Annotated in this window: 25 protein-coding genes; 17 read left to right on the top strand and 8 right to left on the bottom strand. The window is 72.8% G+C overall.

Going from position 1 to position 23,966, the window contains the following annotated elements; translation table 11 throughout:
- Positions 1-2: 2 nt before the first annotated feature.
- Positions 3-968, top strand: coding sequence for a YgfZ/GcvT domain-containing protein (locus ACFQ9Z_RS29470; protein ID WP_383025517.1), 966 nt, complete (start codon positions 3-5; stop codon positions 966-968).
- Between the two features lie 105 nt (positions 969-1,073).
- Here ACFQ9Z_RS29470 and dtd read toward each other — a convergent pair whose 3' ends face one another.
- The gene (dtd, locus tag ACFQ9Z_RS29465; protein ID WP_143630903.1) at positions 1,074-1,499 is read right to left on the bottom strand and encodes a D-aminoacyl-tRNA deacylase; all 426 of its coding nucleotides are present in this window, start codon (positions 1,497-1,499) and stop codon (positions 1,074-1,076) included.
- Positions 1,500-1,659: 160 nt separating this feature from the next.
- Here dtd and ACFQ9Z_RS29460 point away from each other — a divergent pair, with 160 nt between their 5' ends.
- The 3 genes from ACFQ9Z_RS29460 to ACFQ9Z_RS29450 all read left to right on the top strand — a co-directional run bounded on the left by ACFQ9Z_RS29460 (position 1,660) and on the right by ACFQ9Z_RS29450 (position 4,828).
- Positions 1,660-2,250, top strand: a complete 591-nt coding sequence (locus ACFQ9Z_RS29460; protein WP_383025513.1) for an aerial mycelium formation protein — start codon at positions 1,660-1,662, stop codon at positions 2,248-2,250.
- A 72-nt stretch (positions 2,251-2,322) separates the two neighbouring features.
- A complete protein-coding gene (locus tag ACFQ9Z_RS29455) occupies positions 2,323-3,564 on the top strand; it encodes a GNAT family N-acetyltransferase (protein ID WP_383025511.1) in 1,242 nt (413 codons plus the stop codon).
- 346 nt (positions 3,565-3,910) lie between these two features.
- Entirely contained in the window at positions 3,911-4,828 is a 918-nt protein-coding gene (locus ACFQ9Z_RS29450) for a winged helix-turn-helix domain-containing protein (RefSeq protein WP_383025691.1), read from the top strand.
- Between the two features lie 21 nt (positions 4,829-4,849).
- Here ACFQ9Z_RS29450 and ACFQ9Z_RS29445 read toward each other — a convergent pair whose 3' ends face one another.
- Positions 4,850-5,038, bottom strand: a complete 189-nt coding sequence (locus ACFQ9Z_RS29445; protein WP_383025507.1) for a hypothetical protein — start codon at positions 5,036-5,038, stop codon at positions 4,850-4,852.
- Between the two features lie 130 nt (positions 5,039-5,168).
- On the opposite strand from ACFQ9Z_RS29445, the gene ACFQ9Z_RS29440 reads away from it, so the two are divergent.
- The 4 genes from ACFQ9Z_RS29440 (at position 5,169) to ACFQ9Z_RS29425 (ending at position 9,958) form a co-directional block, all read left to right on the top strand.
- A complete protein-coding gene (locus ACFQ9Z_RS29440) occupies positions 5,169-6,047 on the top strand; it encodes a GntR family transcriptional regulator (RefSeq protein ID WP_383025504.1) in 879 nt (292 codons plus the stop codon).
- 29 nt (positions 6,048-6,076) lie between these two features.
- Positions 6,077-6,796 (top strand): HAD family hydrolase, encoded by a 720-nt coding sequence (locus ACFQ9Z_RS29435; protein ID WP_383025499.1) that lies wholly within the window; start codon positions 6,077-6,079, stop codon positions 6,794-6,796.
- Between the two features lie 364 nt (positions 6,797-7,160).
- Entirely contained in the window at positions 7,161-9,338 is a 2,178-nt protein-coding gene (locus ACFQ9Z_RS29430) for a phosphotransferase (RefSeq protein ID WP_383025496.1), read from the top strand.
- Between the two features lie 104 nt (positions 9,339-9,442).
- Positions 9,443-9,958, top strand: a complete 516-nt coding sequence (locus ACFQ9Z_RS29425; RefSeq protein WP_383025492.1) for an HAD domain-containing protein — start codon at positions 9,443-9,445, stop codon at positions 9,956-9,958.
- On the opposite strand, the gene ACFQ9Z_RS29420 is transcribed toward ACFQ9Z_RS29425, so the two are convergent.
- Positions 9,894-10,841: an aminoglycoside phosphotransferase family protein gene (locus ACFQ9Z_RS29420; RefSeq protein WP_383025488.1), complete on the bottom strand. Its 948-nt coding sequence runs from the start codon at positions 10,839-10,841 to the stop codon at positions 9,894-9,896. The genes ACFQ9Z_RS29425 and ACFQ9Z_RS29420 overlap by 65 nt on opposite strands.
- Before the next feature lie 179 nt (positions 10,842-11,020).
- Here ACFQ9Z_RS29420 and ACFQ9Z_RS29415 point away from each other — a divergent pair, with 179 nt between their 5' ends.
- The 3 genes from ACFQ9Z_RS29415 to ACFQ9Z_RS29405 all read left to right on the top strand — a co-directional run bounded on the left by ACFQ9Z_RS29415 (position 11,021) and on the right by ACFQ9Z_RS29405 (position 12,679).
- Complete coding sequence (locus tag ACFQ9Z_RS29415; RefSeq protein WP_383025485.1) at positions 11,021-11,506, top strand: helix-turn-helix domain-containing protein; 486 nt, start codon at positions 11,021-11,023, stop codon at positions 11,504-11,506.
- Between the two features lie 74 nt (positions 11,507-11,580).
- Positions 11,581-12,225 carry a hypothetical protein gene (locus ACFQ9Z_RS29410; RefSeq protein WP_383025481.1) on the top strand — a complete coding sequence of 215 codons (645 nt, stop codon included), beginning with the start codon at positions 11,581-11,583 and terminating at the stop codon, positions 12,223-12,225.
- A 106-nt stretch (positions 12,226-12,331) separates the two neighbouring features.
- Entirely contained in the window at positions 12,332-12,679 is a 348-nt protein-coding gene (locus ACFQ9Z_RS29405) for a DUF2516 family protein (RefSeq protein WP_383025478.1), read from the top strand.
- A gap of 19 nt (positions 12,680-12,698) precedes the next feature.
- Here ACFQ9Z_RS29405 and ACFQ9Z_RS29400 read toward each other — a convergent pair whose 3' ends face one another.
- From ACFQ9Z_RS29400 to ACFQ9Z_RS29390, 3 genes are all read right to left on the bottom strand, one after another.
- Positions 12,699-14,000, bottom strand: a complete 1,302-nt coding sequence (locus ACFQ9Z_RS29400) for a PP2C family protein-serine/threonine phosphatase (RefSeq protein ID WP_383025475.1) — start codon at positions 13,998-14,000, stop codon at positions 12,699-12,701.
- A 320-nt stretch (positions 14,001-14,320) separates the two neighbouring features.
- Positions 14,321-15,424, bottom strand: coding sequence for an NlpC/P60 family protein (locus ACFQ9Z_RS29395; RefSeq protein ID WP_383025472.1), 1,104 nt, complete (start codon positions 15,422-15,424; stop codon positions 14,321-14,323).
- 308 nt (positions 15,425-15,732) lie between these two features.
- Entirely contained in the window at positions 15,733-16,473 is a 741-nt protein-coding gene (locus ACFQ9Z_RS29390) for a class I SAM-dependent methyltransferase (RefSeq protein ID WP_383025687.1), read from the bottom strand.
- A gap of 372 nt (positions 16,474-16,845) precedes the next feature.
- Between ACFQ9Z_RS29390 and mshA the strand changes: the two genes are divergently transcribed.
- From mshA to ACFQ9Z_RS29375, 3 genes are all read left to right on the top strand, one after another.
- Complete coding sequence (gene mshA, locus ACFQ9Z_RS29385; RefSeq protein ID WP_383025469.1) at positions 16,846-18,183, top strand: D-inositol-3-phosphate glycosyltransferase; 1,338 nt, start codon at positions 16,846-16,848, stop codon at positions 18,181-18,183.
- Entirely contained in the window at positions 18,176-18,676 is a 501-nt protein-coding gene (locus tag ACFQ9Z_RS29380) for a YbjN domain-containing protein (protein ID WP_383025465.1), read from the top strand. The genes mshA and ACFQ9Z_RS29380 overlap by 8 nt, the downstream gene beginning before the upstream one ends.
- 159 nt (positions 18,677-18,835) lie before the next feature.
- Positions 18,836-19,639 (top strand): hypothetical protein, encoded by an 804-nt coding sequence (locus tag ACFQ9Z_RS29375; protein ID WP_383025462.1) that lies wholly within the window; start codon positions 18,836-18,838, stop codon positions 19,637-19,639.
- On the opposite strand, the gene ACFQ9Z_RS29370 is transcribed toward ACFQ9Z_RS29375, so the two are convergent.
- Entirely contained in the window at positions 19,632-20,450 is an 819-nt protein-coding gene (locus ACFQ9Z_RS29370; RefSeq protein ID WP_383025458.1) for an AraC family transcriptional regulator, read from the bottom strand. The genes ACFQ9Z_RS29375 and ACFQ9Z_RS29370 overlap by 8 nt on opposite strands.
- A gap of 49 nt (positions 20,451-20,499) precedes the next feature.
- Between ACFQ9Z_RS29370 and ACFQ9Z_RS29365 the strand changes: the two genes are divergently transcribed.
- Both ACFQ9Z_RS29365 and ACFQ9Z_RS29360 read left to right on the top strand, forming a co-directional pair.
- Complete coding sequence (locus ACFQ9Z_RS29365) at positions 20,500-20,949, top strand: DUF2000 family protein (protein WP_383025455.1); 450 nt, start codon at positions 20,500-20,502, stop codon at positions 20,947-20,949.
- 370 nt (positions 20,950-21,319) lie between these two features.
- Positions 21,320-21,550, top strand: a complete 231-nt coding sequence (locus ACFQ9Z_RS29360; RefSeq protein WP_383025452.1) for a hypothetical protein — start codon at positions 21,320-21,322, stop codon at positions 21,548-21,550.
- Positions 21,551-21,644: 94 nt separating this feature from the next.
- Here ACFQ9Z_RS29360 and ACFQ9Z_RS29355 read toward each other — a convergent pair whose 3' ends face one another.
- On the bottom strand, positions 21,645-22,928 hold the full coding sequence (locus ACFQ9Z_RS29355; RefSeq protein ID WP_383025449.1) for an MDR family MFS transporter: 1,284 nt from the start codon (positions 22,926-22,928) through the stop codon (positions 21,645-21,647).
- Positions 22,929-23,128: 200 nt separating this feature from the next.
- Here ACFQ9Z_RS29355 and ACFQ9Z_RS29350 point away from each other — a divergent pair, with 200 nt between their 5' ends.
- Positions 23,129-23,890, top strand: coding sequence for a phosphoglyceromutase (locus tag ACFQ9Z_RS29350; RefSeq protein ID WP_383025445.1), 762 nt, complete (start codon positions 23,129-23,131; stop codon positions 23,888-23,890).
- Positions 23,891-23,966 lie beyond the last annotated feature (76 nt).

Here is a 23,966-nt window from a genome sequence, read left to right as displayed (position 1 = left end):
GTATGAAGAGCCCTCTGCTGTCCCTGCCCGGCGCCGTCCCCGGCGAGGGCGCGGACGAAGGCGTCGCCGCCCACTACGGCGACCTGTTCCGCGAGCAGCGCGCACTCGCCGACGGCGCCGGTTTCGTCGACCTGTCCCACCGCGGCGTGGTCACCGTCACCGGCGAGGACCGGCTGAGCTGGCTGCACCTGCTGCTCACCCAGCACGTCAGCGACCTGCCGGCGGGCCAGGCCACCGAGGCCCTGGTCCTCTCCGCCAACGGTCACATCGAGCACGCGCTCTACCTGGTGGACGACGGAACGACGGTCTGGGCCCACGTGGAGCCCGGCACCGAGCAGGCGCTGATCGCCTACCTGGAGTCGATGAAGTTCTTCTACCGGGTCGAGGTCGCCGACCGCACCGCCGACATCGCGGTGGTCCACCTGCCCGCCGGCTCCATCGCCGAGGTGCCCGAGGGCGTCGTCGTACGCGAGACGGCGTACGGCCGTGATCTCTTCCTGCCCCGCACCGAGCTGGAGTCCTTCGCCGGGAAGTCCGGCCCCGCCGCCGGTCTGCTCGCCTACGAGGCGCTGCGCGTGGAGCACCACCGCCCCCGCCTCGGCTTCGAGACCGACCACCGCACCATCCCGCACGAGCTGGGCTGGATCGGCACCGCCGTCCACCTCCAGAAGGGCTGCTACCGCGGCCAGGAGACGGTGGCCCGGGTGCAGAACCTGGGCAAGCCGCCCCGGCGGCTGGTGTTCCTGCACCTCGACGGCAGCGACGTCCACCTGCCGGTGCACGGCACCGACATCCGGCTCGCGGACGAGGGCCCGGACGGCCGCCGGATCGGCTTCGTGACCACGTCCGCGCGCCACCACGAACTGGGCCCGGTGGCGCTGGCCCTGGTCAAGCGCAACGTGCCGCTCGACGCCCGGCTGGTGGCCGGGGAGACGGCCGCCGCCCAGGAAGTGATCGTCGAGCCGTAGGCGTCTTCGCGCGGGGCGCGGGTTCAGGGGCCTCCGGCTGGATCAGGCCGGATCAGGGCGCGGCGCCGGGGCCCGCGAGCCCGGCACGATCCGGACGGAGAGGCCTCAGATCTCCAGCAGCACGGTGAACGGCCCGTCGTTCGTCAGGGACACCCGCATCCGCGCCCCGAACCGCCCCGTCGCCACCGTCGCGCCCAGCGCGCGGAGCTGGGCGACCACCTCGTCCACCAGCGGCTCGGCGACATCGCCGGGCGCGGCCGCGTTCCAGGTGGGGCGGCGCCCCTTGCGGGCGTCGCCGTAGAGGGTGAACTGGCTGACGACGAGCAGCGGGGCGTCGATGTCGCTGCAGGACCGCTCGTCCTGCAGCATCCGGACCGACCAGAGCTTGCGGGCCAGTTGGGCCGCCTTCTCCTTGGTGTCCTCGTGGGTGACGCCGACCAGGACGCACAGGCCCTCGCCCTCGATCGCGCCCACCGTCTCGCCGTCCACGACGACGCTCGCGCCGTCCACCCTCTGCACCACCGCACGCATGCGCACCATCATGCCGGGTGGCCGGTCCCCGGACACGGTCGGCCCATTATTGATCCTTACGCCCCCATGTGGGGCCGTTCGGGGGCACTCGGTCACATCGCGGCGACTTGGGGTGGCACGATGCTTCCCACACGCCGGTCGAGGGGACGGTCACACGCACATGAGCACACCGAGCACCGGGTGGCTGGAGACGCACCGGCCGCCCGCGCAGCGCGGCGAGGGCCGGCCCGGCCCTTCGCTGCCCGCGGAACCCGACGATCAGGACCTGACCCGGCTGACCCTGCCCGAGCTGCGCACCGTGCGCCGCGACGCCCAGCGCGACGAGGCGGACCTCAGCTACGTGCGGCGGCTGCTGCAGGGCCGGATCGACATCCTGCGCGCCGAACTCGCCCGCCGCGGCCGGGCCTCCGTGCCGGCCCCCGCGGACGCCTCCGTGGTGGAGCGGCTCCCGGAGATCCTCACCGACGCCCCGGCCCGGCAGCGCTCCTCGGCCCGGCACGTCACGCTCTGCACCCCGCTCAACGAGGAGTACCGGCTGCTGGCCGCCGAGATGCTCGGCGAGGTCGAGCTGTCGGACCTCGCGGCCCGCACCGACCGGGAGCTGACCGCCGCCCTCGGCCGCCTGATCGGCTACGAGCAGGAGGTCTCCCGGCGCCGCCAGCACCTGCAGCACGTCATGGACGACTGCAGCGGGGAGATCGCCCGCCGGTACCGGGTGGGCGAGGCACAGGTCGACGACCTGCTGAGCTGACCCCGTAAGGGCCCGGGCGGGCCGCGGGAAATCCGCGCGACAGCGCCCGCGCCGCCCCCTACGGTGATCCCCATGACGAACGACGTCCGCACGGTCACCGAAGCCGACTTCGAGGACTGGCTCCGCGCGCTGAACACCGGTTTCCTGATGGAGCCGGTGACGGCGCCCGAGCTGCTCGAGGCGCACCGCAGGCGCTTCGGGGCGGGCAGGCCGCTCGGCGCCTTCGAGGACGGCCGCTGTGTGGCGACCTTCCGCTCCTTCCCCCAGGAGGTCACCGCCGTGGGCGGCGCCGCCGTCCCCGCGGACGCCATCACCAACGTCAGCGTCAGCCCCACCCATCGCCGGCGCGGCCTGCTCAGCCGCATGATGGCGCGGGACCTGCGGGCGGCGAAGGAGCGCGGTGACGTCGTCGCCACGCTGATCGCGGCCGAGTACCCGATCTACGGCCGCTACGGCTTCGGCCCGGCGACCTGGACCACCCAGTGGACGGTCGAGGTGCCCCGTAGCGGCCTCGACCCGCGCTGGTCGGGCCCGGAGGACGGCGGCCGGATCGACCTCGTGGACGGCGAGGACGTGCGCAAGCTCGGCCCCGAGCTGCACGAGCGGATCCGACGCGCCCAGCCCGGGGCGGTCAGCAGGGACGAGCTGTGGTGGCAGCTGAAGACCGGTGCCGTCCGCCTCGACGGGAGCTGGACCGAGCCGTTCTACGCCGTCTACCGGGCGGCCTCCGGCGAGATCGAGGGCCTGGTGTCGTACGGGTCCGACGACCACTGGCACGACAAGCAGCCGCACAACACCGCAGACGTCAGGTGGCTGCTCGGCGCCACCTCGGCGGCCGAGCGGGCGCTGTGGCGGTTCCTGTGCTCGATCGACTGGATCACGAAGGTCAAGAGCGGCTGGCGCGGCCCGGACGACCTGCTGCCGTTCTACCTGCCCGACCCCCGCGCGGCCCGGGTGACGGTGCACGCGGACTGGCTCTGGGTGCGGATCCTGGACGTCGTACGGGCCCTGGAGGCGCGCACGTACGAGGGGGCGGGCTCGCTGGTGCTGGAGGTCGTGGACGCGGACGGCCTGGCCGGGGGGAAGTTCCGGTTGGAGGCCTCGCCGCAGGGCGCGTCCTGCGTGCCGGCCGGCGGGGCGGACGCCGATCTCACGCTGCCGGTGGCGGAGTTGGGCAAGGTCTGGCTGGGGGACGAGTCGCTGGTGCGGCTCGCGGCCCTCGGGCGGGTCCGGGAAGAGCGAGAGGGCGCCGCCCGGAAGGCCGACGCCCTGCTGCGCACATCCGGGCGACCGTGGTGCCCGGACGTCTTCTGACCGTCGAGTCCCTTCTGCCGGTGACGCGTGCTCTTCATCCGTAGCGAGCTGTTCGGTTGTCACGGTGTTCGGTTGTCACAGTGTTCTGTTGTGGCTGTGCGATGCCGTGTTCAGTTGTGACTGTGCGGGCCGTACGGGCTGTTCAGTTGTGACTGTGCGCTCCGGTGGCCGTCCCCTGCCCGGGCTCCCGGCTCCCCTCCGGAAGGGAACCCGGTCGGCCAACCACTGAGAAGCCTGACCATGTTGCCCAAGTTGGCGACCAACTTCACTGTACTTATCTCCGTTTGGAAGCGGCTCATAACCACCTTCCCGTGAACTGCCGCAAGATGGCGCGAAGTTGTACTGTTTGTTCGTGGACCCGGAACACGCCTCCGCCAGTGGGCGGAAGAGGCCACAGCGGTCACGCACGTCACACCGCGAGGTGGCCGACGAACTGCGCGCCCGGATCAGGTCCGGGGAACTGCGGCCGGGCGAGCGCATGCCCACCCAGGCCAAGCTGGCCGACGAGTTCGGCGTGGAGCGCGGCGCCGTGCGCCAGGCCCTGCGCATCCTGCAGTCGGAGCACCTGCTCACCGGCGTGTCCAAGGGCGCCCCGGCCATCGTGGCCGCCCTCGCCCAGCAGGCCAGGCCCGCCGCCGGGCCCGGGGCGGGACCGCTGCCCACCATGGTGGGCCTCACCCCGCGCATCGCGGCGGCCTTCGCCGCGCCGCACGTCGAGATCGACGCCCTGTGCCTGACGTCCGTCTCGCTCACCCTGGCCATCGGGGAGCCGCTGCGGCAGATCCACGCAGGCCGACTGAAACCGGCCAAGATCGACGTACGCGTCCTGCTGCCCTCCCGCGACATCGACCTCGCCTTCCCGGCACCGGTGGACGACGCCTCCGACGGCGGGCTGCTGCACCGGCGCTGGCTGGAGATGCGCAACGCCCAGGGGCAGGTGCTGCGCGACAACCTGCTGGCGCTGCGCACCACGCACGGCATCGAGGTGCGCGTCTCCTTCCGGGCCCTGCCGTTCACCCCGCCTGTCAAGCTGTACCTGCTCAACGGCGCCGAGGCGCTGTTCGCCTACTACACGCTGACCCGCCGCGAGCGGGAGATCGGCCAGGAGCACCTGCAGCTCTACGACGCCGAGGGCACGCGGTCGATGCTGTTCCCCTTCGCGCAGGGCGCCGGCCTGCGCGACACCACGTTCGTGGAGCAGTCCCATCTGTGGTTCAACGCGCTGTGGGAGACGATCAGTTCGGAGCTGCTGCTCACGCCCTAGGGGCGGGTCGGCCGGACCCGGTCACAGGGCCGGGCCGGCGAGCAGCAGGGCGAGCAGCACGGCGCCGGCGGAGCTGACCGCCGGGCTCTTGGCCTTGGTGCCCACGGAGAGCAGCAGCAGGCCGACCAGGCCGGCGGCGCCGTACTTCCATTCCACGAGCTGTTCGAAGCCGACGACGAAGACGGCGCAGAGGAGCGCGAGGACAGGCATGGACGTTCCCCCTTTCGGACTGCCAACTTGACAAAGTTGGCAACCAACTATGATTAAGTTGTCCCCACTTGGCAGCTACTCGCAAACAACTTCGCAACAACTCCCGGCAAGTGGAACAGGGTTGTAGCGTTTGGTTGTGGCTCAGGAGAACGTGGCAGTGAACGGCAGCGGGCGGCTCACGTCCCAGGAGATCGCCGACGTCCTGCGGGAACGCATCCGCACCGGTGCCCTGCGGGCGGGGGAGCGCCTGCCCACACAGGCCGAGCTGGCCGAGGAGTTCGGCGTGGAGCGCGGCGCCGTGCGGCAGGCCCTGCGGGCACTGGCGGACGACGGCCTGCTCAGCAACGTCAGCAAGGGCAGCCCCCCGCGCATCGCCGAGCCCGCCCCCGCCCACGACGAGCCCCAGCCGACGATGGTGGGCCTCGCCCCCCGGCTGACCGAGGCGTTCGCGGCCCCGCACGTCCGCATCGACGCCGTGTGCCTGACCGCGCAGAGCCTGATCCCGGCCCTCGGCGAACCGCTGCGGCTGATCCACGAGGGCCGTATCCGCCCGGGGCGGATCGACGTACGCGTCCTGCTGCCGTCCCGGGACATCAACCTCGCCTTCCCGGTCTCGGTCGAGGCGCGCGGCGACGACGACCCCGTGCACCGGCGCTGGCTGGAGATGCGCAACGCCCAGGGCCAGGTCCTGCAGTACAACCTGCGGGCGCTGCGCTCCACCCACGACATCGACGTCAAGGTCACCTTCCGGGCCCTGCCGTTCACCCCGCCGGTCAAGCTGTACCTGCTCAACGGCGCCGAGGCGCTCTTCGCGCACTACATGGTCACCCGCCGTGAGGAGCCCACCGACTCCGGCGTCCTGGAGATGTACGACACGCTCGGCTCCGAGTCCCTGCTCTTCTCCTTCGAGAAGCGGGCCGGTCAGCGGGACGCGGCGTTCGTGGAGCAGTCGCAGAAGTGGTTCGACGCCCTCTGGGAAACCATCACGACGGACCTGACACTCTCCTAGTGACTTCTGATGCGACGCGGACCGAACCGGTGACGGAAGAGACCGAAAGCGAGACCGAGGAACTGCGGAATCTGATCAGACGCGCACGTGTCGTGCTGTGGGACTTCGACGGGCCGATCTGCCGGCTCTTCGCCGGGCACTCGGCGGAGCGGGTGGCGGCCGACCTGGCCCGCTGGCTGGAGGGCCGGGGGCTGCACGGCCTGCTCACCCAGCGGGAGCGGGAGTCCCTGGACCCGCACGTGGTCCTGCGGGCCGTGGACCGCAGGCACCCGGGCAGCGACCTGGTCGGCGAGCTGGAGGAGCGCCTGACCCAGGAGGAGCTGCGGGCCACCGGGTCGGCGATGCCCACCGCCTACGCCGACCCGCTGATCCGCACCTGGACGGCGGTCGGCTCGCGGCTCGCCATCACCACCAACAACTCGCCGCGCGTGGTCCGCGAGTACCTGGCGGGCCGCGGCCTCGTGGGCTGCTTCACCCCGCACATCTACGGCCGCAGCGAGGACCTCCAGCACCTCAAGCCGGACCCGCACTGCCTCAACCGCGCCCTGAGCGCGATGGGCGCGGCTCCCGGGGCCGCCCTGATGATCGGTGACACCCCCTCCGACCTGTACGCAGCGAACAGCGCCGGCGTGCCATTCCTCGGCTACGCGCGCAACGAGCGCAAGGAGAAGCTGCTGCGCGAGGCCGGCGCCGCGCACACCGTGCGTTCGCTGCGGTCGGTGCTCAGGCAGGTGCGGGCTCAGTCCTGAGCCATCAGCAGCGTGAACACCACGGCGCCCTGACGGCCAGGCCGGCCCTTCGTGCCCGTATGCCCACCGCGACGGCCGTCAGGAGCAGCACACCGACGGCGCCGGTCTGGGACCGCCTCGCCGAATGGCGCGGGGCGGCCCGGCGGGCGACCCGCGTGCGTTAGCATTCCCGCACCGCTGAACCGGTCGGTCTGTTCCCCGCGCACGGAGACGGCGAACCAGCACGTCCCGGCGACCGGCTTCGAAGCCCGGCAGACCACCCGTTGTGATTATCAGAGGCCGGCTCTGGTCGTCCCTGGCATCATCTGCACCTAACGTTTGTCGTATCTTCCGTCTCTCTCGCGCGAATCATCCGGAGCGGCCAGTGGGCGCACCCTCTCTTCCCCGTCGGCACCCCGGGGAAGGCACCTGGCCCGGCGCCGTCAGCGCATTCGTACGCACAGCCGCCGAACGGGGCGTGGCGAGCAGGGGGCACCACAACCAGAACTACGTGCTGCCGGTCACCGAGGACGTGCGGCACCTGCTGGGACGTGACACCGGGACCTCCGTCACGGTGCGGGTGCGCCGGCGTGACGTGCTGCCGGTCGTGATCAGGACGTGGCAGGACGAGTCCGCGATCCTGGACGCGGTCAAGGGCATCCTGCCGCACGTCCCGCAGTGCCTGGCCAAGGGCGACGGGTACGCGATCCACAGCTATGTCGAGGGCGTGCCGCTGTCCAGCGTGTGCGAGGACGGCAAGCCGGTCGACGCCCTGCTGGTCAGGGCCCTGGCCGGGCTGCTCGCGCAGATGGCCCAGGTGCGCAGGGAGGCGCTGCCGCCCCTGCCGGCCGCCTGGCCCCGCAACGACAAGGACAGCCAGGGCTTCCTGCAGACCCTCGCCCACCTGGCGGACCACCAGATCAGGCGGGCGAACTGGCCGGGCTTCGGCGGACTGTTCGCCTCGCTCGGCATCCCCGAGGACGCCCTGACCCGGTTCGCCGAGCGGGTGCCGGCCATGGCCCGGCGGCCCTACAGCCTGCTCCACGCCGATCTGCACCGCGACAACCTGATCATGTCGTACGACGGTGACCCGCCGCTGATCTGCGTCGACTTCGAGCTGGCGACCTACGGCGATCCGCTGCACGACCTGGCCACCCACCTGGTCCGCATGCGGTACCCGCGGCACCAGTGGAACGAGGTGATCGACGCCTGGGCGGACGCCATGCGCCTGATCCGTCCGGCGGCCGTCAACGGACTCGCCAAGGACCTGCGGCACTACATCGCCTTCGAGCGGGCGCAGTCGGTCTACCCGGACGTGATGCGGGCGGCCGACTCCCTGCACGGGTCGCCCGACCAGAAGAGCCTGGACGACGCGACCTCGGCGGTGCGGCGCGCCCTGGAAGCGGCGGCGGACCCGCTCCGCCTGAGCAATCTCCCGGACGTGCGCGAGATCGAGCGCATCCTCTTCCGCTGGCGTGCCGCGAGGAACGGCGGCCGCGGCCTGTCCGCCGAGATCAGGTACTGGCACCAGGACCAGCGTGTCCCCGAGCGCCCCGACTTCCCGCACTCCGCGGTGCGCCAGGCCCTCCTCGCGGAGGGAGCCACGCCCGCCAGCCGGGTCTTCAAGGGCACCGGCCACCTCAACTCGGTGGTCCGGGTCCCCGACGTCGGCTTCCCCGTCGTGGTCCGGCGCAAGGTGGCCAACGTCTGCCGCAGGGAGCGCGGCTTCCTGAGCGAGCACGCCGTGCTCCGGGCCATCGAACTCGCACGCGTGGGCGTGGCGGCCCCGAAGCTGCTGGCGCTGGGGACCAGTTACCAGGGGGAGCAGTTCGCCATCCACACCTACGAGGGACCGCGGGACGGTGAGCACCCCCCCGACCACCCGGTGCACGGTCTGCTGCCGCACGAGGCGGACCGGCTGGTGGACCAGCTCCACGCCCTGACGCGGGTGGGCTACGAGGGGCTCGACCCGGCGGCCGGCGAGGGGCACTTCTACGGCTGGCTGAGCGAGCAGCTCGTCCTGCTGGTGGAGGAGCTGCCCAAGGAGTCCCAGCAGCTGGCGCGGCTGTTCGGTCTGCCCGACGGCCCCCGGCTCCGCCAGATCCTGGCCCGGCACACCGTGAGCCGCCGGCAGCCCGCCCTGCTGCACGGCGACCTGAACCCCTGGAACCTCGTGCGCCGCACGGACCAGGTGGCGCTGACGATCATCGACTGGGAGATGGCGGTGGTCGGCGACCCGCTCTACGACCTGGTCAGGCACATGCACCTCACCCCGACCCGCCCGGAGATCCGGGACCGCATGTTCCGGCGCTGGCAGAAGCTGCTGGCACCCGGGCACACCGTCGACTGGCTGAAGGACTGGCGCGTCTACCGCTGGATCGAGATCGTCCGCTCGGCCTACGTGGACCTGGACCGCCTGGTGACCGGTGCGAGCCTGGACGCCCCCAACGTCCGCCGCGCCGTCGACTCGTACGCCATGACGCTGGCCGCCGCGACCGCCTCCCTCGGCCTGCCGGTCCGCCGCCCGATCGTGAACCCCTATCTGGCCCGCGCGCTGGCCTGAGGGGACCATGGCCCGTCGAACAGGGCCGGACGTCGTGCACGCCCGGCCGCCGTTCTGCCGGGCGCCCTTTCGGGGGGCGGGCGGAGGGGGCACTCTGGACGGTGATGCTGCTCTTCCTCGACGTCGACGGGCCGCTCATCCCGTTCGGGGCGGCGGACCGGACCTATGCGCGCTACGACCGGGGCCTCTCCGGGCCACCGGGGGCGCACGCGCACCCGCTGCTGAGCCGTGTCGACCCTGAGCTCGGCGCCCGGCTCAGCCGCCTGGGCTGCGAACTGGTGTGGGCGACGACCTGGATGGACGACGCCAACGACTGTCTCGCGCCCTGGCTGGGACTGCCCGCGCTGCCGGTGGTGTGCTGGCCGGACCAGGACGAGCCGCCGGGCCGGCTGCACTGGAAGACCCGCCCGCTGGTCGCCTGGGCGGCGGGCCGTCCCTTCGTCTGGATCGACGACGAGCTGACCGGGACCGACCGTGGTTGGGTCGCCGCCCACCATCCCGCGCCCGCCCTCCTGCACCGGGTCGACCACAGGTACGGCCTCACCGGCGCCGACTTCACGGCCGTGGCGGAGTGGCTGCGCCGGCCGGACCGGCCGGTCGACGGCCGGCGGCGTCGCTGAGGATCGCCTCCAGCCGGGCCCGGCACTCGGCGACGAACGCGGGCCAGGTGTGCCAGTAGTAGGAGATGCCGCTGACCCCCACCGCGATCGCCCAGGCGCGGGCGCGCGCCCAGGTCGTGTCGTCCAGGTCGAGCGCGTTCCGGTAGGCCTGCCGCGCCCGCGGCGGCAGGTCCCACACGGGCGCGTGCTCGGCGTCGGGGAAGCCGACCGAGAGCGCACCGAAGTCGATGACCGCGTGCAGCCTGCCGTCCCGGACCAGGAGGTTGCTCGGCTTGAGGTCGCCGTGCAGCCATACGTGGGGTCCGCAGGGGTCGGGCAGGGCGAGCGCGGCCCGCCACAGCCGTTCCAGGGCGTCCACGTCCAGACCGGGGCCGACGGTGGCCCGGCAGTCCGTGAGGGCCGCGCCGACCCACTCGTCGCAGGAGCGCAGGGTGCCGCCGCGGTACCAGCTGAGGTCCCCCGTGCGGGTCGCGCCCATGAGACCGATGCCGTGCAGTTCCCGGACCACCGCCGCCAGGTCGGCGCCGAACGCGGCCCAGTCCCGGACGGTGTCCGGGCCGGCCTCGTCACCGTCGATCCAGCGGTGCACCGACCAGGCGGCGGGATAGTCCTCGGTGGGCGTCCCGGCGTGCACGGGCTCGGGCACCGGGCAGGAGAGGAGGGGCGCCAGGCGGGGGAGCCACTGCTGCTCCTTGCGGACGGCCCGGCCGCCGGCGGTCCGCGGCAGCCGTACGAGCAGGTCCTCGCCCAGCCGGTACATGGTGTTGTCCGAGCCGGCGCCGGCGGGGGAGAGCGGCAGGCCGGCCCACTCCGGGCGCTGGGCGCGCAGCAGCGAGCGGACGAGCCCCTCGTCGACCGCGATCTCGTCGTCGTGAAGCGTCACGGCGGCAGTCTCCCGGTCGGCGGGAGCGGGCGGCCACTGAGTTTCCGCCGGGGCCGCGCTCCGGACAGGGGGCTCGCGGGGCGGGCGCTGGGGCGAGCGGGTGAAGTCCGCGGGTGGCGGGGCGCACTCCTGCAAGCGGATGCTTGCAATTGTTAGCGGTAGTGGTGCAAGGTGGAGGCATGGCATCGCTCAACGTCGGCAATCTCGGTGAGTACCTGCGCGAGCAGCGGCGCAACGCCCAGCTCTCGCTGCGGCAGCTCGCCGACGCCGCCGGGGTGTCCAATCCGTACCTGAGCCAGATCGAGCGCGGGCTGCGCAAGCCCAGCGCGGAGGTGCTGCAGCAGGTCGCCAAGGCGCTGCGCATCTCCGCCGAGACGCTGTACGTCCGCGCCGGCATCCTCGACGCCGAACGGGACCGGGACGAGGTGGAGACGCGCGCCGTCATCCTCGCCGATCCCTCGCTCAACGAGCGGCAGAAGCAGGTGCTGCTCCAGATCTACGAGTCGTTCCGCAAGGAGAACGGATTCGGGGTCGGCGAGCCGGCGGCGGAGGACGGGGAGGCGACGGAGCGGACCGAAGGCACCGACGTCCCGGGCGACACCGCCGTACGCGGCACCCGCACGGCCGGCGGAAGTGATGCCGGTCCGCGGCGGACGGCCGGATAGCCGGACCAGGGCCCGGCCGCCCAGACCGCGGACACTCAACCTCAGCCGAACGCGAATCCGGGAGGACCATCACCATGGCCATCACCGACGACCTGCGCAAGACCCTCAGCGACCCGAAGCCGCTCTACTTCGCCGCCGGCACCGCCGACCTCGCGTTCCAGCAGGCCAAGAAGGTGCCCGCCCTGGTCGAGCAGCTGCGCGCCGAGGCGCCGGCCCGTATCGAGGCGGTGCGCAACACCGACCCGAAGGCCGTGCAGGAGAGGGCCGCCAGCCGGGCCAAGCAGGCCCAGACCACCCTGCAGACCAAGGTGAACGAGTTCATCGGCACCCTCGACGTCGACCTGAAGAAGCTCGGCGAGAACGCCCAGGACCTCGCGCTGCGCGGGGTCGGCGTCGCCGCCGAGTACGCGGTCAAGGCCCGCGAGGCCTACGAGAAGGTCGCCGAGCACGGTGAGCAGACCGTGCGGAACTGGCGCGGTGAGGCCGCCGAGGAGATCGAGGACCTGGCCATCGCCGTCGAGGGCAAGCCCGAGCCCGGCGAGATCCGCATGGAGCCGAAGCCGGCCCCGGTCAGGACCGAGCCCGCCGAGGTGCACAAGCCCACGGTGAAGGAGTCCATCGTCAAGGAGGCCGCGGCCAAGGACTCCGCCGCGAAGAAGACCCCGGCGCCGCGCAAGGTGACGCCGACCGGGAAGAAGCCGACCCCGCCGGCCAAGTGAGCACGTCGGGAAGGATCTGAACGGTCCGGGCACCCTCGGGGTGCCCGGACCGTTCTCCGGGTACGGTGACCGCGTACGGATCGGGAGACAACGGGCGGTGGGCAGCATGCTGATGTTGGGCTTCGCGGGACTCATGGGGATCTTGAAGATCGTCATGATGGCCCTCGCCGCGTTCGGGCTGTTCGACGCCGCCTTCCGGCGCGAGGACGCCTTCCGCGCGGCCGACAAGCAGAACAAGGTCTTCTGGCTGATCATCCTCGGCATCGCGCTCGTGGTCAGCTACCTGTTCTCGCTCCTGTCCATCCTGCCGATCGCGGGTGTGATCGCGAGCATCGTCTACATCGTCGACGTGCGCCCCGCGCTCAAGCAGGTCTCCGGCGGCAGCGGCTGGGGCCGCCGCCGCGGCGGAAGCAGCAGCGACGGCCCCTACGGGCCGTACAACGGCGGCCGCTGAACGCCCGGCGTCCGGGCGCTCAGGAGGTGCGGTCCAGCAGGACCACCGCCACGTCGTCGGTCAGCTCGCCGCCGTTGAGGTCGCGGACCTCGCTCACGGCGGCCCGCAGCAGATCCTCGCCGCGCAGCCCCTCGGCGAGCTGGCGGCGGATCATGTCCACCATGCCGTCCTGGCCGAGCCGCTCCCCGTCCGTGCCGACGCGGCCCTCGATCAGGCCGTCGGTGTAGAGCATCAGGCTCCACTCGGCGCCCAGCTCCACCTGCATCCGGGGCCAGCGGGCGCCGGGCAGCAGGCCGAGGGCGGGGCCGTTGTTCTCGTACGGCAGCAGCTTCGGGGCGCGGCCGGGGCGGGCGATCAGCGGCGACGGATGACCGGCCAGGCACAGGCCCGCCCGGCGGCCGTCGGGCGCGATGTCCACCGTGCACAGCGTCGCGAAGATCTCCTCGTCCGCGCGCTCGTGCTCCAGCACCTCCTGGAGCGTGCCCAGCAGCTCGTCCCCGCACAGCCCGGCGAGCGTCAGCGCGCGCCAGGCGATGCGCAGCTCCACGCCGAGCGCGGCCTCGTCCGGGCCGTGGCCGCAGACGTCGCCGATCATGGCGTGCACCGTGCCGTCGGGGGTGCGCACGGCGTCGTAGAAGTCGCCGCCGAGCAGGGCGCGGGAGCGGCCCGGCCGGTAGCGGGCGGCGAAGCGCAGCGAGGAGCCCTCCAGCAGGGGCGTGGGCAGCAGGCCCCGCTCCAGCCGGCGGTTCTCCTGCGCGCGCAGCTTGCCCTCGGCGAGCCGCCGCTCGGCGGTGTCGGAGCGCTTGCGCTCCACCGCGTAGCGGATGGCGCGGCTGAGCAGCCGGCCGTCCAGCTCGTCGCGGAACAGGTAGTCCTGGGCGCCCACGCGCACGGCCTCGGCGCCGCGCTCGGCGTCGCCGGACGCGGTCAGCGCGAGCACGGCGTGCCGGGGCGCGAGCTGGAGCACGTGCCGGAGCACGGCCAGCTCGTCGGCGTCCTCGCCCTGCGCGCGGCCGGGCGCGGGCAGGGCGAGGTCCAGCAGGATGCAGTGGACGTCGTCGGTGAGCAGCCGCTCGGCCTCGGTGAGGTTGCGGGCGGTGCGGACACGGACCGGCTTGCCGGAGGAGTCCAGCACGTCGGGCACGATCGGCAGGCCTGCCGGATCGTCCTCGATCAGCAGCAGGGTGAGAGTGGCGCTCGTCGCGCCGGCCGTGGCGTTGCGGTGAGCCTCTTCCTTGAGGGGGCCGCCTTGGACGACGGCCGGCGCCTGACCACTCTCCACGGCCGGGATCGCTCTCTGCCGCGGTACGGGTACGGGCATCGTCTGGTTTCCTTCCCTCCCCCCGAGGGCGGGCGGGGCGAGGGACCTCGACCCACCGTCGGGTGACCATAGCGGTACCGCCCGCCCCGGCGGAATGGTGTGAGCCGCGTCGCTCGCGCGCGGACCGCCGTCATATGCCGCGATTCGCAACGCAGTTGGACAGTGGGCACGAGTGGCGGGGATGACGAAGCTCACGTATCGCCCCGGTTTGTGCAGGGGTTGGCCGTGCGGTGGGTCACACGGCCGGGGCGCGGCGGGGTCCGGCGGGGCGTGCGGGCGGGCGCGGGGCATCGGACGTGGGGGCCGTCACATGAGCTGGGTCACGCGTCCGGCCGTACGACGCCCAGGATCGGCATCGTGCCCGCGCCGGCGACCGTCACCGTCCGCCCCGGCCGCGGGGCGTGGATGATCTGCCCGTCGCCGGCGTACATCGCGACATGGCTGGCGTCGGGGAAGTAGATGATGAGGTCGCCGGGGCGCATGTCCTCGACGTCGACGTGTTCGAGCTGCTTCCACTGCTCCTGCGAGGTGCGCGGGATGGGCCGGCCGGCGTCGGCCCAGGCCTGGGAGGTCAGGCCCGAGCAGTCATAGGAGTCCGGTCCCTCGGCGCCCCACACGTACGGCTTGCCGAGCTGGGCGGTGGCGAACTCGACCGCCTTGCGGCCCTGCTCGGACGCCTTGCCCTTGACGTCGTCCAGGACGCCGGTGTCCAGCCACTCCGTCTGCGCCTTGTGGGCGGCCTGCGCCTCGAGCTGGGCGAGCCGCTCCTTCTCCTTCTTCTCCAGCCGGTCCTCGAGCCGCTCGGCCTCGGAGATCTGCCGCTTGATCCGCTTCTTCGCGGCGGCCTTGGCCTTGCGGTTGACCTCGAGCTTCCTCCACTGGGCGGAGGCGTCGTCGGCGTAGTCGCGCAAGTCCCGCTGGGTGCGGGTCATTTCGCCGATCAGCTTGTTGGCGGCCCGCTGGCCGTTGAGCACCGTGCCGGCGCCGTCGATGACACGCTGCGGGTCGTCGCTGAGCAGGAACTGCGCCGTGGGCGGCAGTCCGCCGGTGCGGTACTGGGCCCGGGCCGAGGCGCCGGCCTGGTCCTTGAGTCGCTCGAGCTTCTCCTGGCCCTCGGTGATCTTCTGGGTCAGCACTTCGATGCGGGCGGACTGCTTCTCGGTCTTCTCCTCCGCCGCGTTGTAGGCGTCGGTGGCCACGGCCGCGTCGTGGTAGAGCCGGTCCAGTCGGGCGCGGACCTTCTCCAGGTCCTTGTTGGGCGGGGGCGCCGGGCTCGGGGTCGCGCCGGGTGTCGCGCCCGGTGTCGCGCTCGCGCCCGGCGTGGGCGTCGGAGCGGCGAACGCGGTGCCGGGCACCGCCAGCACGGTCACCGCGCAGGCCACGGTCACGGCGGCGGTGAGCAGGCCGCGCTTGCCCGTACCCATACAGTCCCCCAAGCTGATTAACCGTCAGTAACTTGTGGTCGTCTGAGGGATGGTGCCACGGCGGCGCGCAAAACGACAGAGGTCACCGGAAGTCGGGTTTCCGTCCGCCTCTTCCGCCCGGCGCGCCCGTCCGCGCTCCGCCGCCACGCCCTCGCGCGCGCTCTGGCGGCTCACCGCCCCCTCCGCGCGTTTCCCCTGGCCGGGCTCGCGCACGACGATCTTCTGGCCGATGTGACGAACGACGCACCGGGATCGTTCCCGCCGGCCGGCCGGCGGGCCGGTCGACCGGGCCGGGCCGGCCCGGTCCGTCAGTGCGCGCTTGGCGCCAACGCGCTCCAGGCGACGGTCACTTCCCCCTGCCGCCAGCGGGCGGCGGAGTCGGTCACGGGCCAGTCGGCGGTGAGGTCCCGCACCGCGCGGATCCAGCGCTGGCGGGCGCCGTAGGAGGCGTAGGGCGCGGCGGCGGCCCAGGCACGGTCGAAGTCGCGCAGGAAGGCGTGCACCGGCTCACCGGGGACGTTCCGGTGGATCAGCGCCTTCGGCAGCCGCTCGGCGAGGTCGGAGGGCCGCTGGAGCGAACCGAGCCGGGTGGCGAAGGTCACCGTCCGCGGCCCCTCCGGGCCCAGCGCCACCCAGACGTGCCGCCGCCCGATCTCGTCGCAGGTCCCCTCCACCAGCAGTCCGCCGCGCGAACCGTCGTCCGCCGGCGCGAGCCGCGCGCACAGCCGCTGCCACACGGCGGCCACCTGCTCCTCGTCGTACTGCCGCAGCACGTTGGCGGCCCGCACCAGCACCGGGCGCCCGGCCACCGGGACCTCGAAGCCGCCGTGCCGGAAGACCAGCCCGTCCCGCTCGTAGGGCCTGGCGGCCGCCACCCGCTCCGGCTCGATCTCGACCCCGACCACGCGCGCGCGGGGCGCGACGGTGCGCAGCCGGCCGAGCAGTTCCACGGCGGTCCAGGGCGCGGCCCCGTACCCGAGGTCGACGGCCACCGGGTCGGCCGCGCGGCGCAGCGCGGCGCCGTGCGTGGCGGCGATCCAGCGGTCCATGCGGCGCAGCCGGTTGGGGTTCGTGGTCCCGCGCGTCACATTGCCCACGACGGGCGTGCGCGCACTCGGGCGAAGCCGAGCGTGGGGGACGGGCACGGCGCGGGCAGTCATGCCTACGAGAGTAAGCGGCCTCCCGCACCACCCGGCTCCCCGCTCGGCCCGCTCACCGCCCGCCGGGCCGCGCACCCGTCCCCGCCCGCGCACCGCGCACCCGCGGCCATATGTCGCTCCGTCGAACGGTTGAGCGAGGACAGGTCATGATTCGGTAAAGGCGCGTGATCGGGAAATGGCGGGTACTCGTCGGCTGTTGCACTCCCTGGAGGGCGCGGTCGGTCCTCCGGCAGGCATGCCCGGACCTAGGAGGAACGCCACGTGAGCCAGTACGCCGGCAGGCTCGGGCGTCGTTCACCGGCGGCACCCCCGCGGCTCAGGCTGCACCGCAGACCCCGCCGCGTCGCCATGCTCTCCGTGCACACCTCGCCGCTCCACCAGCCCGGAACCGGTGACGCCGGCGGCATGAACGTCTACATCGTGGAGCTGGCCCAGCGGCTCGCCGCGATCAACATCGAGGTCGAGATCTTCACCCGGGCCACCGAGGGCGGCCTCCCGCCCCGCGTCGAGCTCGCCCCCGGTGTACTCGTCCGGCACGTCGACGCCGGTCCCTACGAGGGCCTGGCCAAGGAGGACCTGCCCGCCCAGCTCTGCGCCTTCACGCACGGCGTGATGCAGGCGTGGGCCGGCCACCGCCCGGGCCACTACGACCTCGTCCACTCCCACTACTGGCTCTCCGGCCATGTCGGCTGGCTCGCAGCCCAGCGCTGGGGCGTGCCGCTGGTGCACGCCATGCACACCATGGCCAAGGTCAAGAACGCCAGCCTGGCCGACGGCGACACCCCCGAGCCCGCCGCCCGCGTCATCGGCGAGACGCAAGTCGTCGCCGCCGCCGACCGCCTCATCGCCAACACCGCCGAGGAGGCCGGCGAACTCGCCCGGCACTACGCGGCCGACCCCGCCAAGGTCGCCGTCGTCCACCCCGGCGTGAACCTCGACCGCTTCCGCCCCGGCGACGGCCGCGCCGCCGCCCGTGCCCGCCTCGGTCTTCCGCAGGACGCCCTGATCCCCCTCTTCGCGGGCCGCATACAGCCACTGAAGGCGCCGGACGTGCTGCTCAGGGCGGTCGCCGCCCTGCTGGACGAGCGCCCCGAGCTGCGCTCCCGGATCGTCGTGCCGGTCGTCGGCGGCCCCAGCGGCAGCGGGCTCGCCAAGCCCGAGGGCCTGCAGAAGCTCGCCGCGCGCCTCGGCATCGCCGACGTCGTGCGGTTCCGCCCGCCGGTCGGCCAGGAGCAGCTCGCGGACTGGTTCCGGGCCGCCTCGCTCCTGGTGATGCCCTCCTACAGCGAGTCCTTCGGGCTGGTCGCCATAGAGGCGCAGGCGGCCGGGACCCCGGTGCTCGCCGCCTCGGTCGGCGGTCTGCCGGTGGCCGTGCGCGACGGCGTCACCGGCTACCTCGTCAAGGGCCACCGTCCGGCCGAGTACGCGCGCGTGCTGGCCCGATTCGCCGACGAGCCCTCGCTGGCGGACAGCATGGGCGCGGCCGCCGCCCGGCACGCGCTGGGCTTCGGCTGGGACACCGCGGCGGCCGCGACCGCCGACGTCTACACGGCCGCGGCCCAGTCGCACCGTCGTCGCGTACGCTCCCAGCATGGGTGATGTCGAGAAGACCGCGCAGGTCGTCGAGGACGTCCTGAAGGACGCCGAGCTGGAGTGGGAGAGCCCCGAGCCCGGGACGTACGTCGTCAAGCTCCCCGGCACCCGCAAGCTCTCCACCACGCTCAGCCTCATCGTCGGACGCCACACCCTGTCCCTCAACGCCTTCGTCATCCGGCATCCGGACGAGAACGAGGCGGGTGTCCACCGCTGGCTGCTGGAGCGCAACCTCAAGCTGTTCGGCGTGAGTTACGCCGTGGACCGGCTCGGCGACATCTACGTCACCGCCCGCCTCCCGCTGGCCGCCGTCACGCCCGAGGAGACCGACCGCCTCCTCGGCCAGGTCCTCGAAGCCGCCGACGGCGCCTTCAACACCCTGCTGGAGCTGGGCTTCGCCTCCGCGATCCGCAAGGAGTACGCCTGGCGGGTCTCGCGCGGCGAGTCGACCCGGAACCTGGACGCGTTCAGCCATCTGATCGAGCGCCCGGCCGACTGACGACCCGGACCGGAGCCCGCCCGCCGGAACCGCCGAAGTCCCGTCCCCGCAACCGGGGTTCCCAGGCCCGGAACCGGTGTGCGGACGCCTGCTGTTAGCCTGCAGCGACCCGAATCCTTACCGGGTCCTCAACGTTCTCTCACCAGCAAGAGGTTGTGCATGCGCGCAGGCAGATCCGGCTCCGCGGTCGCGCTCGCGGGAGCACTCGCCCTGGGGGCGTACGCCGCTCCGTCCGCGGCGGCGGCGGGCACGGGCGTCACGGTGTCGAACCTGGTCGTCAGCAAGGGCAAGCCCGTCATCGTCGGCACCACCGCCGAGGTGGAGCCCGGCTTCACCTTCCACATGTCCCTGCCGTCCGGTGTCAGCGCCGACGACGTGACCCCGTTCCCGTACCTGTACCACGACACCACGGCCGCCAAGGGCGCCGACTCAGGCGGCCTCTACACGGGTCTCGTCACCTGCAACCCGTCCGGCCCGCGGGCCGCCGACTGCGAGGGGAAGCTGTACATCGATCCCCGCTGGCGGCTCGACTCCAACAACGACGCGACGACCTGGAAGACGGCCGTCTGGGTGCGCGTCTGGGACTCGAACGACAAGCTGAAGAGCGAGGAGTACCTGACCGGCTTCGCCCCGGTGGCCGTCAAGCGGGCCGGGAAGGCCACCGTCAACGCCTCGCCCGAGCCCGTCGTCAAGGGCAAGAGGCTCACCGTGACCGGCCGGCTCACCCGCGCGGACTGGGTGAAGCACGCCTACACCGGCTTCGGCGGCAAGTCGGCCAAGCTCCAGTTCCGCAAGGCGGGCACCAGCGCCTACTCCACCGTCAAGATCGTGCAGGCCGACTCCGCCGGCTACCTGAGGACCACGGTCACCGCGGCCTCCGACGGCTACTGGCGCTGGACCTTCAGCGAGACGTCCACGACCGGCGGCGCCACGGCCACCGGCGACTACGTCGACGTCAAGTGACCCGGCGCGGCCCGGCGCTGAGCCGGTAACGCCCCGGCGGCACGCCCACCAGCCTCTTGAAGTGCCGGGTGAGGTGCGCCTGGTCGCAGAACCCGGTCGCCACCGCGACCTCGCCCGGCGGCAGCCCGTCCAGCAGCAGCCGCCGGGCCCGGCCGACCCGCCGGGACATCAGGTACTGGTGCGGCGGGATGCCGTAGGCGCCGCTGAACGCCCGCACCAGGTGGGCGGGGTGGGCGTGCAGCAGCCGTGCCGCGTCGGCGAGCACCAGCCCCTCGGTGACGTGCTCGTCGAGCAGCTCGCGCAGCGACCGGGCGAGCCCGGGTCCGCGGCCGGAGCGGCCCTCGCCGTCCGCCCGCCGCCGCAGGTGCGCCCGCAGCCGCTCGCCGACCAGGGCCAGCCGGCTCTCCGCCTCCAGCTCGTCGCCGGGCCGGCCCAGGGCGGAGTGCAACTGCCCGACCCGCCGCCGCAGCGCGGGATCCCGCAGATCGGGGCCGTCCACGGCCGGGCCGATCAGCTCGTCGCCGAGGTGGCTGCCGTCGAGGTACAGCACCCGTTTGCGGAAACCGTGCGGGGTGGCGGGGGAGCCGTTGTGCGGCACGTGCGGCGGCAGCAGCGAGACGGTGTCGTGCGGGGTGCCGTGCTCGTGCCGGTCGAGGTCGTAGCGCACCGCGCCGTCGTCGACGATCAGGAGCGTCCAGGCGTCGTGGACGTGCATCGGGTACGCGTACTCGGTGAAGTGGGCGTGGAAGACCTCCACGACACCCGGGACCCGCGGGCGCCAGGCGGAGACGTCGGACTGGTCGGCGGCCACGCAAAAAACGTACAAGACGGCGGCGCGCCGCGGTCGGCAGTCTCACTCCATGAACACCGAACCGCAGGCCGAGCCGGCCGCAGCCCCCGTCCGCTTCGACACCAAGATCGCCGTACTGCTCCGCGAGGACCTGGCGCCCTGGCAGCGCCTGAACGTGACGGCGTTCCTGGTCAGCGGACTGGGCAGCCAGGTCCCCGAGGTGATCGGCGAGCCGTACGAGGACGCCGACGACGTCGCCTACCTGCCGATGTTCCGCCAGCCGGTGCTGGTCTTCGAGGGCACGAAGGAGACGCTCACCGCGGCCCACGCCCGGGCCCTGTCCCGCGGTCTGCCCCGGTCCGTTTTCACCTCCGACCTGTTCGCCACCGGCAACGACCGCGACAACCGCGCCGCCGTGCGGGCGGTGGGCACCGCCGATCTGGACCTCGTCGGACTCGCCGTGTACGGGCCGCGGAACGGGGTGGACAAGGTGCTCAAGGGCGCCCGTATGCACCGGTGATCGGCGGCGGCGACCGAATCTGCACAGCCCATGCGCAAGCTCGCGCGCACGAGCGCGATTGGTGTGCAGTTGTCCGGATCGGGGCGGACCTGGCAAGAGCGACGGCCCGTCCGCGCCGGATCACATGTGGAGAAGCGGGCCCGAACCGATGGCCGCGCCGTCACGAATGAGGAGCCGCCCTCCCCAACCGCCCCGTCCCGCAAGCCGGTCGAGTGGATGGCGGCCACGCCCCGTGGTTTGATCCATCGCGCCGCCGGGTTCGAGCCAGGGCGTCCGGAAACGGATGCCATCAGCCCGCGGCCGCGGCCGCGCCTCTGTCCCCAGCGGGCCGCTTCCCCCTTGTGGCACCTCCGATGAAGGGCGTACCGACATGACCTCCGCTCCCCAGGTCCTGACCTCCGAGATCTCCGACGCCGAGCTGGACGGCGTCTCCGGCGGCCTGAACCCGCAGGCCGGCATCGTCGCCGGTCCCGCCGCGGTCAACAGCGCGGACCTGCTGTCCCAGCTCGACACCGTCACGGACACCGTCCAGGGCGCCGTCGGGCAGCTCCAGGGCACCGCAGCCCAGTTCCACCAGGTCGGCGTCTACGCCTCCTTCTGACCGCGCGCGCCGGTCCGCCCGGCGCCCACGGCGACGAGCCCCCCGCTCGCGGAGCACCGCGGGCAGGGGGCTCGCCCTTTCGGCGGGCCCGCGCTCAGGCCTTGCTGAGCTCGGCCCCCGCGTCCGCGTCCGTGTTGGCCGGTGCGTTCTCCGCCGGCCGCCGCTCGGCGGGCAGCCGCCGCATCAGCACTCCGTACCCGATCCCGGCCACGGTGCCCACGACGGCGCACATGGCCCACAGCCACTGGGCCCCGTACCGGTCGATGACCGCGCCGGACATCAGCGGCGCCACCAGCGCGGCCAGGGACCACGACAGTGTGTACACCCCCTGGTACCGCCCGCGCCCGTGCACCGGCGACAGCCGTACCACGAGCCCGGTCTGGGTCGGGGCGTTGACGATCTCGGCGAGCGTCCACACGCACACGGTGAGCGCGAAGACCCCGACCGACCCGGCGAAGGCGGTCAGCCCGAAGCCGTACCCGGCGAGCACGGAGGAGACGACGAGGAGCGTGCGCGGATCGCGGTGCTCGATGAAGCGGGTGACGGGGATCTGCAGCGCGACGATCAGGACGCCGTTGACGGCGACCGCGAAGCCGTAGTCGGCGGCTGTGAACCCGGCCCGGCCCATGGCCACCGGCAGTCCGACGGACCCCTGCTGGAAGACGAGGGCGACGAGGAAGGACAGCCCGACGACGGCCATGTACCGCCCGTCGCGCAGCACCGTGCCGAGGCCCACGTCGCCGTCCGCCCGCCTGGCCGCGGCCACGGGCCGCGACTCGGGCAGCTTGAGGAAGACGACCACCGCACACGCCAGGGTCATCCCGGCCTCGATCAGGAACCCGGCGAGATAGCTGAACTCGGCGATGAACCCGGCCGCCATCGAGGAGACGGCGAAGCCGAGGTTGATCGCCCAGTAGTTCAGCGAGAACGCCCGCACCCGGTCCTCCGGCCGCACGATGTCGGCCATCATCGCCTGCACGGCGGGCCGCGAGGCGTTCGAGGCCATGCCCACGAGGAAGGCGACGCCGGCGATGGCGACCGGGTCCTGCATGAACCCGAGCACCGCGACGCACACGGCGGTGGCGGTCTGGGCGATCAGCAGCGTGGGCCGCCTGCCGAGCCGGTCGGCCATCACCCCGCCGCCGAGCGAGGAGACGACCCCGCCCAGCCCGTGCAGCGAGGCGACGAGACCGGCGTACGAGGCCGAGTAGCCGCGGTCGAGCGTGAGGTACAGGGCCATGAAGGTGGCGACGAACGCGCCGAGCCGGTTGACCAGGGTGCTCGTCCACAGCCACCAGAACTCGCGGGGCAGCCCGGAGACGGTCTCCCGGGCGGCACGTCTGAGACGGGCGACGGACGCGACGGACGCGGCAGACACGGACGGGACCCCCCACGGGTACGGAGATGTAAGCGGCTCAACAGGTATGCGCAACTTACCGGCTCAGGGTGGGCGGCGGCTACCCGATTAAACGGCGGCGGCGGTGGTGAACCCCTGCCTGACCTGCTGGTCCCCCGCGGACCGTCCGTCCCTCGGGCGGGCCGGGCGGCGGGCCGAACACGTGGATTACGCTCTGAGGCATGGCCGACGCACCGTACAAGCTGATCCTCCTCCGCCACGGCGAGAGCGAGTGGAACGCGAAGAACCTGTTCACCGGCTGGGTGGACGTCAACCTGAACGAGAAGGGCGAGAAGGAGGCAGTCCGCGGTGGCGAGCTCCTGAAGGACGCCGACCTTCTCCCCGACGTGGTCCACACGTCCCTCCAGAAGCGCGCGATCCGCACGGCCCAGCTCGCCCTCGAGGCTGCGGACCGCCACTGGATCCCGGTCCACCGGAGCTGGCGCCTGAACGAGCGCCACTACGGCGCGCTGCAGGGCAAGGACAAGGCGGCGACGCTGGCCGAGTTCGGCGAGGAGCAGTTCATGCTCTGGCGCCGCTCCTACGACACCCCGCCGCCCCCGCTCCCGGACGACTCCGAGTTCTCCCAGTTCAACGACGCGCGCTACGCCACGCTGCCGCCGGAACTGCGCCCGAGGACGGAGTGCCTGAAGGACGTGGTCCACCGGATGCTGCCGTACTGGTTCGACGACATCGTCCCCGACCTCCTGACCGGCCGCACGGTCCTCGTCGCCGCCCACGGCAACTCCCTGCGCGCCCTGGTCAAGCACCTGGACGGCATCTCGGACGCCGACATCGCGGGCCTGAACATCCCGACCGGCATCCCCCTCTACTACGAACTCGACGCCGACTTCCACCCGGTCACCCCCGGCGGCAAGTACCTCGACCCGGAGGCAGCGGTAGCGGCCATCGAGGCGGTCAAGAACCAGGGCAAGAAGAAGTAACCCCTGCGAACATGCCCCTGAGCTGCGCGGACGGCGCGGCTCAGGGGCATTTTCACGGTCTGGGCACTTGCTGGGC

The sequence above is a fragment of the Streptomyces sp. NPDC056580 genome (genome assembly GCF_042793175.1).
Taxonomy (GTDB): domain Bacteria; phylum Actinomycetota; class Actinomycetes; order Streptomycetales; family Streptomycetaceae; genus Streptomyces.
The sequence above is the reverse complement of the archived record's forward strand: the minus strand, read 5'-3'. Positions and strand labels throughout refer to the sequence as shown.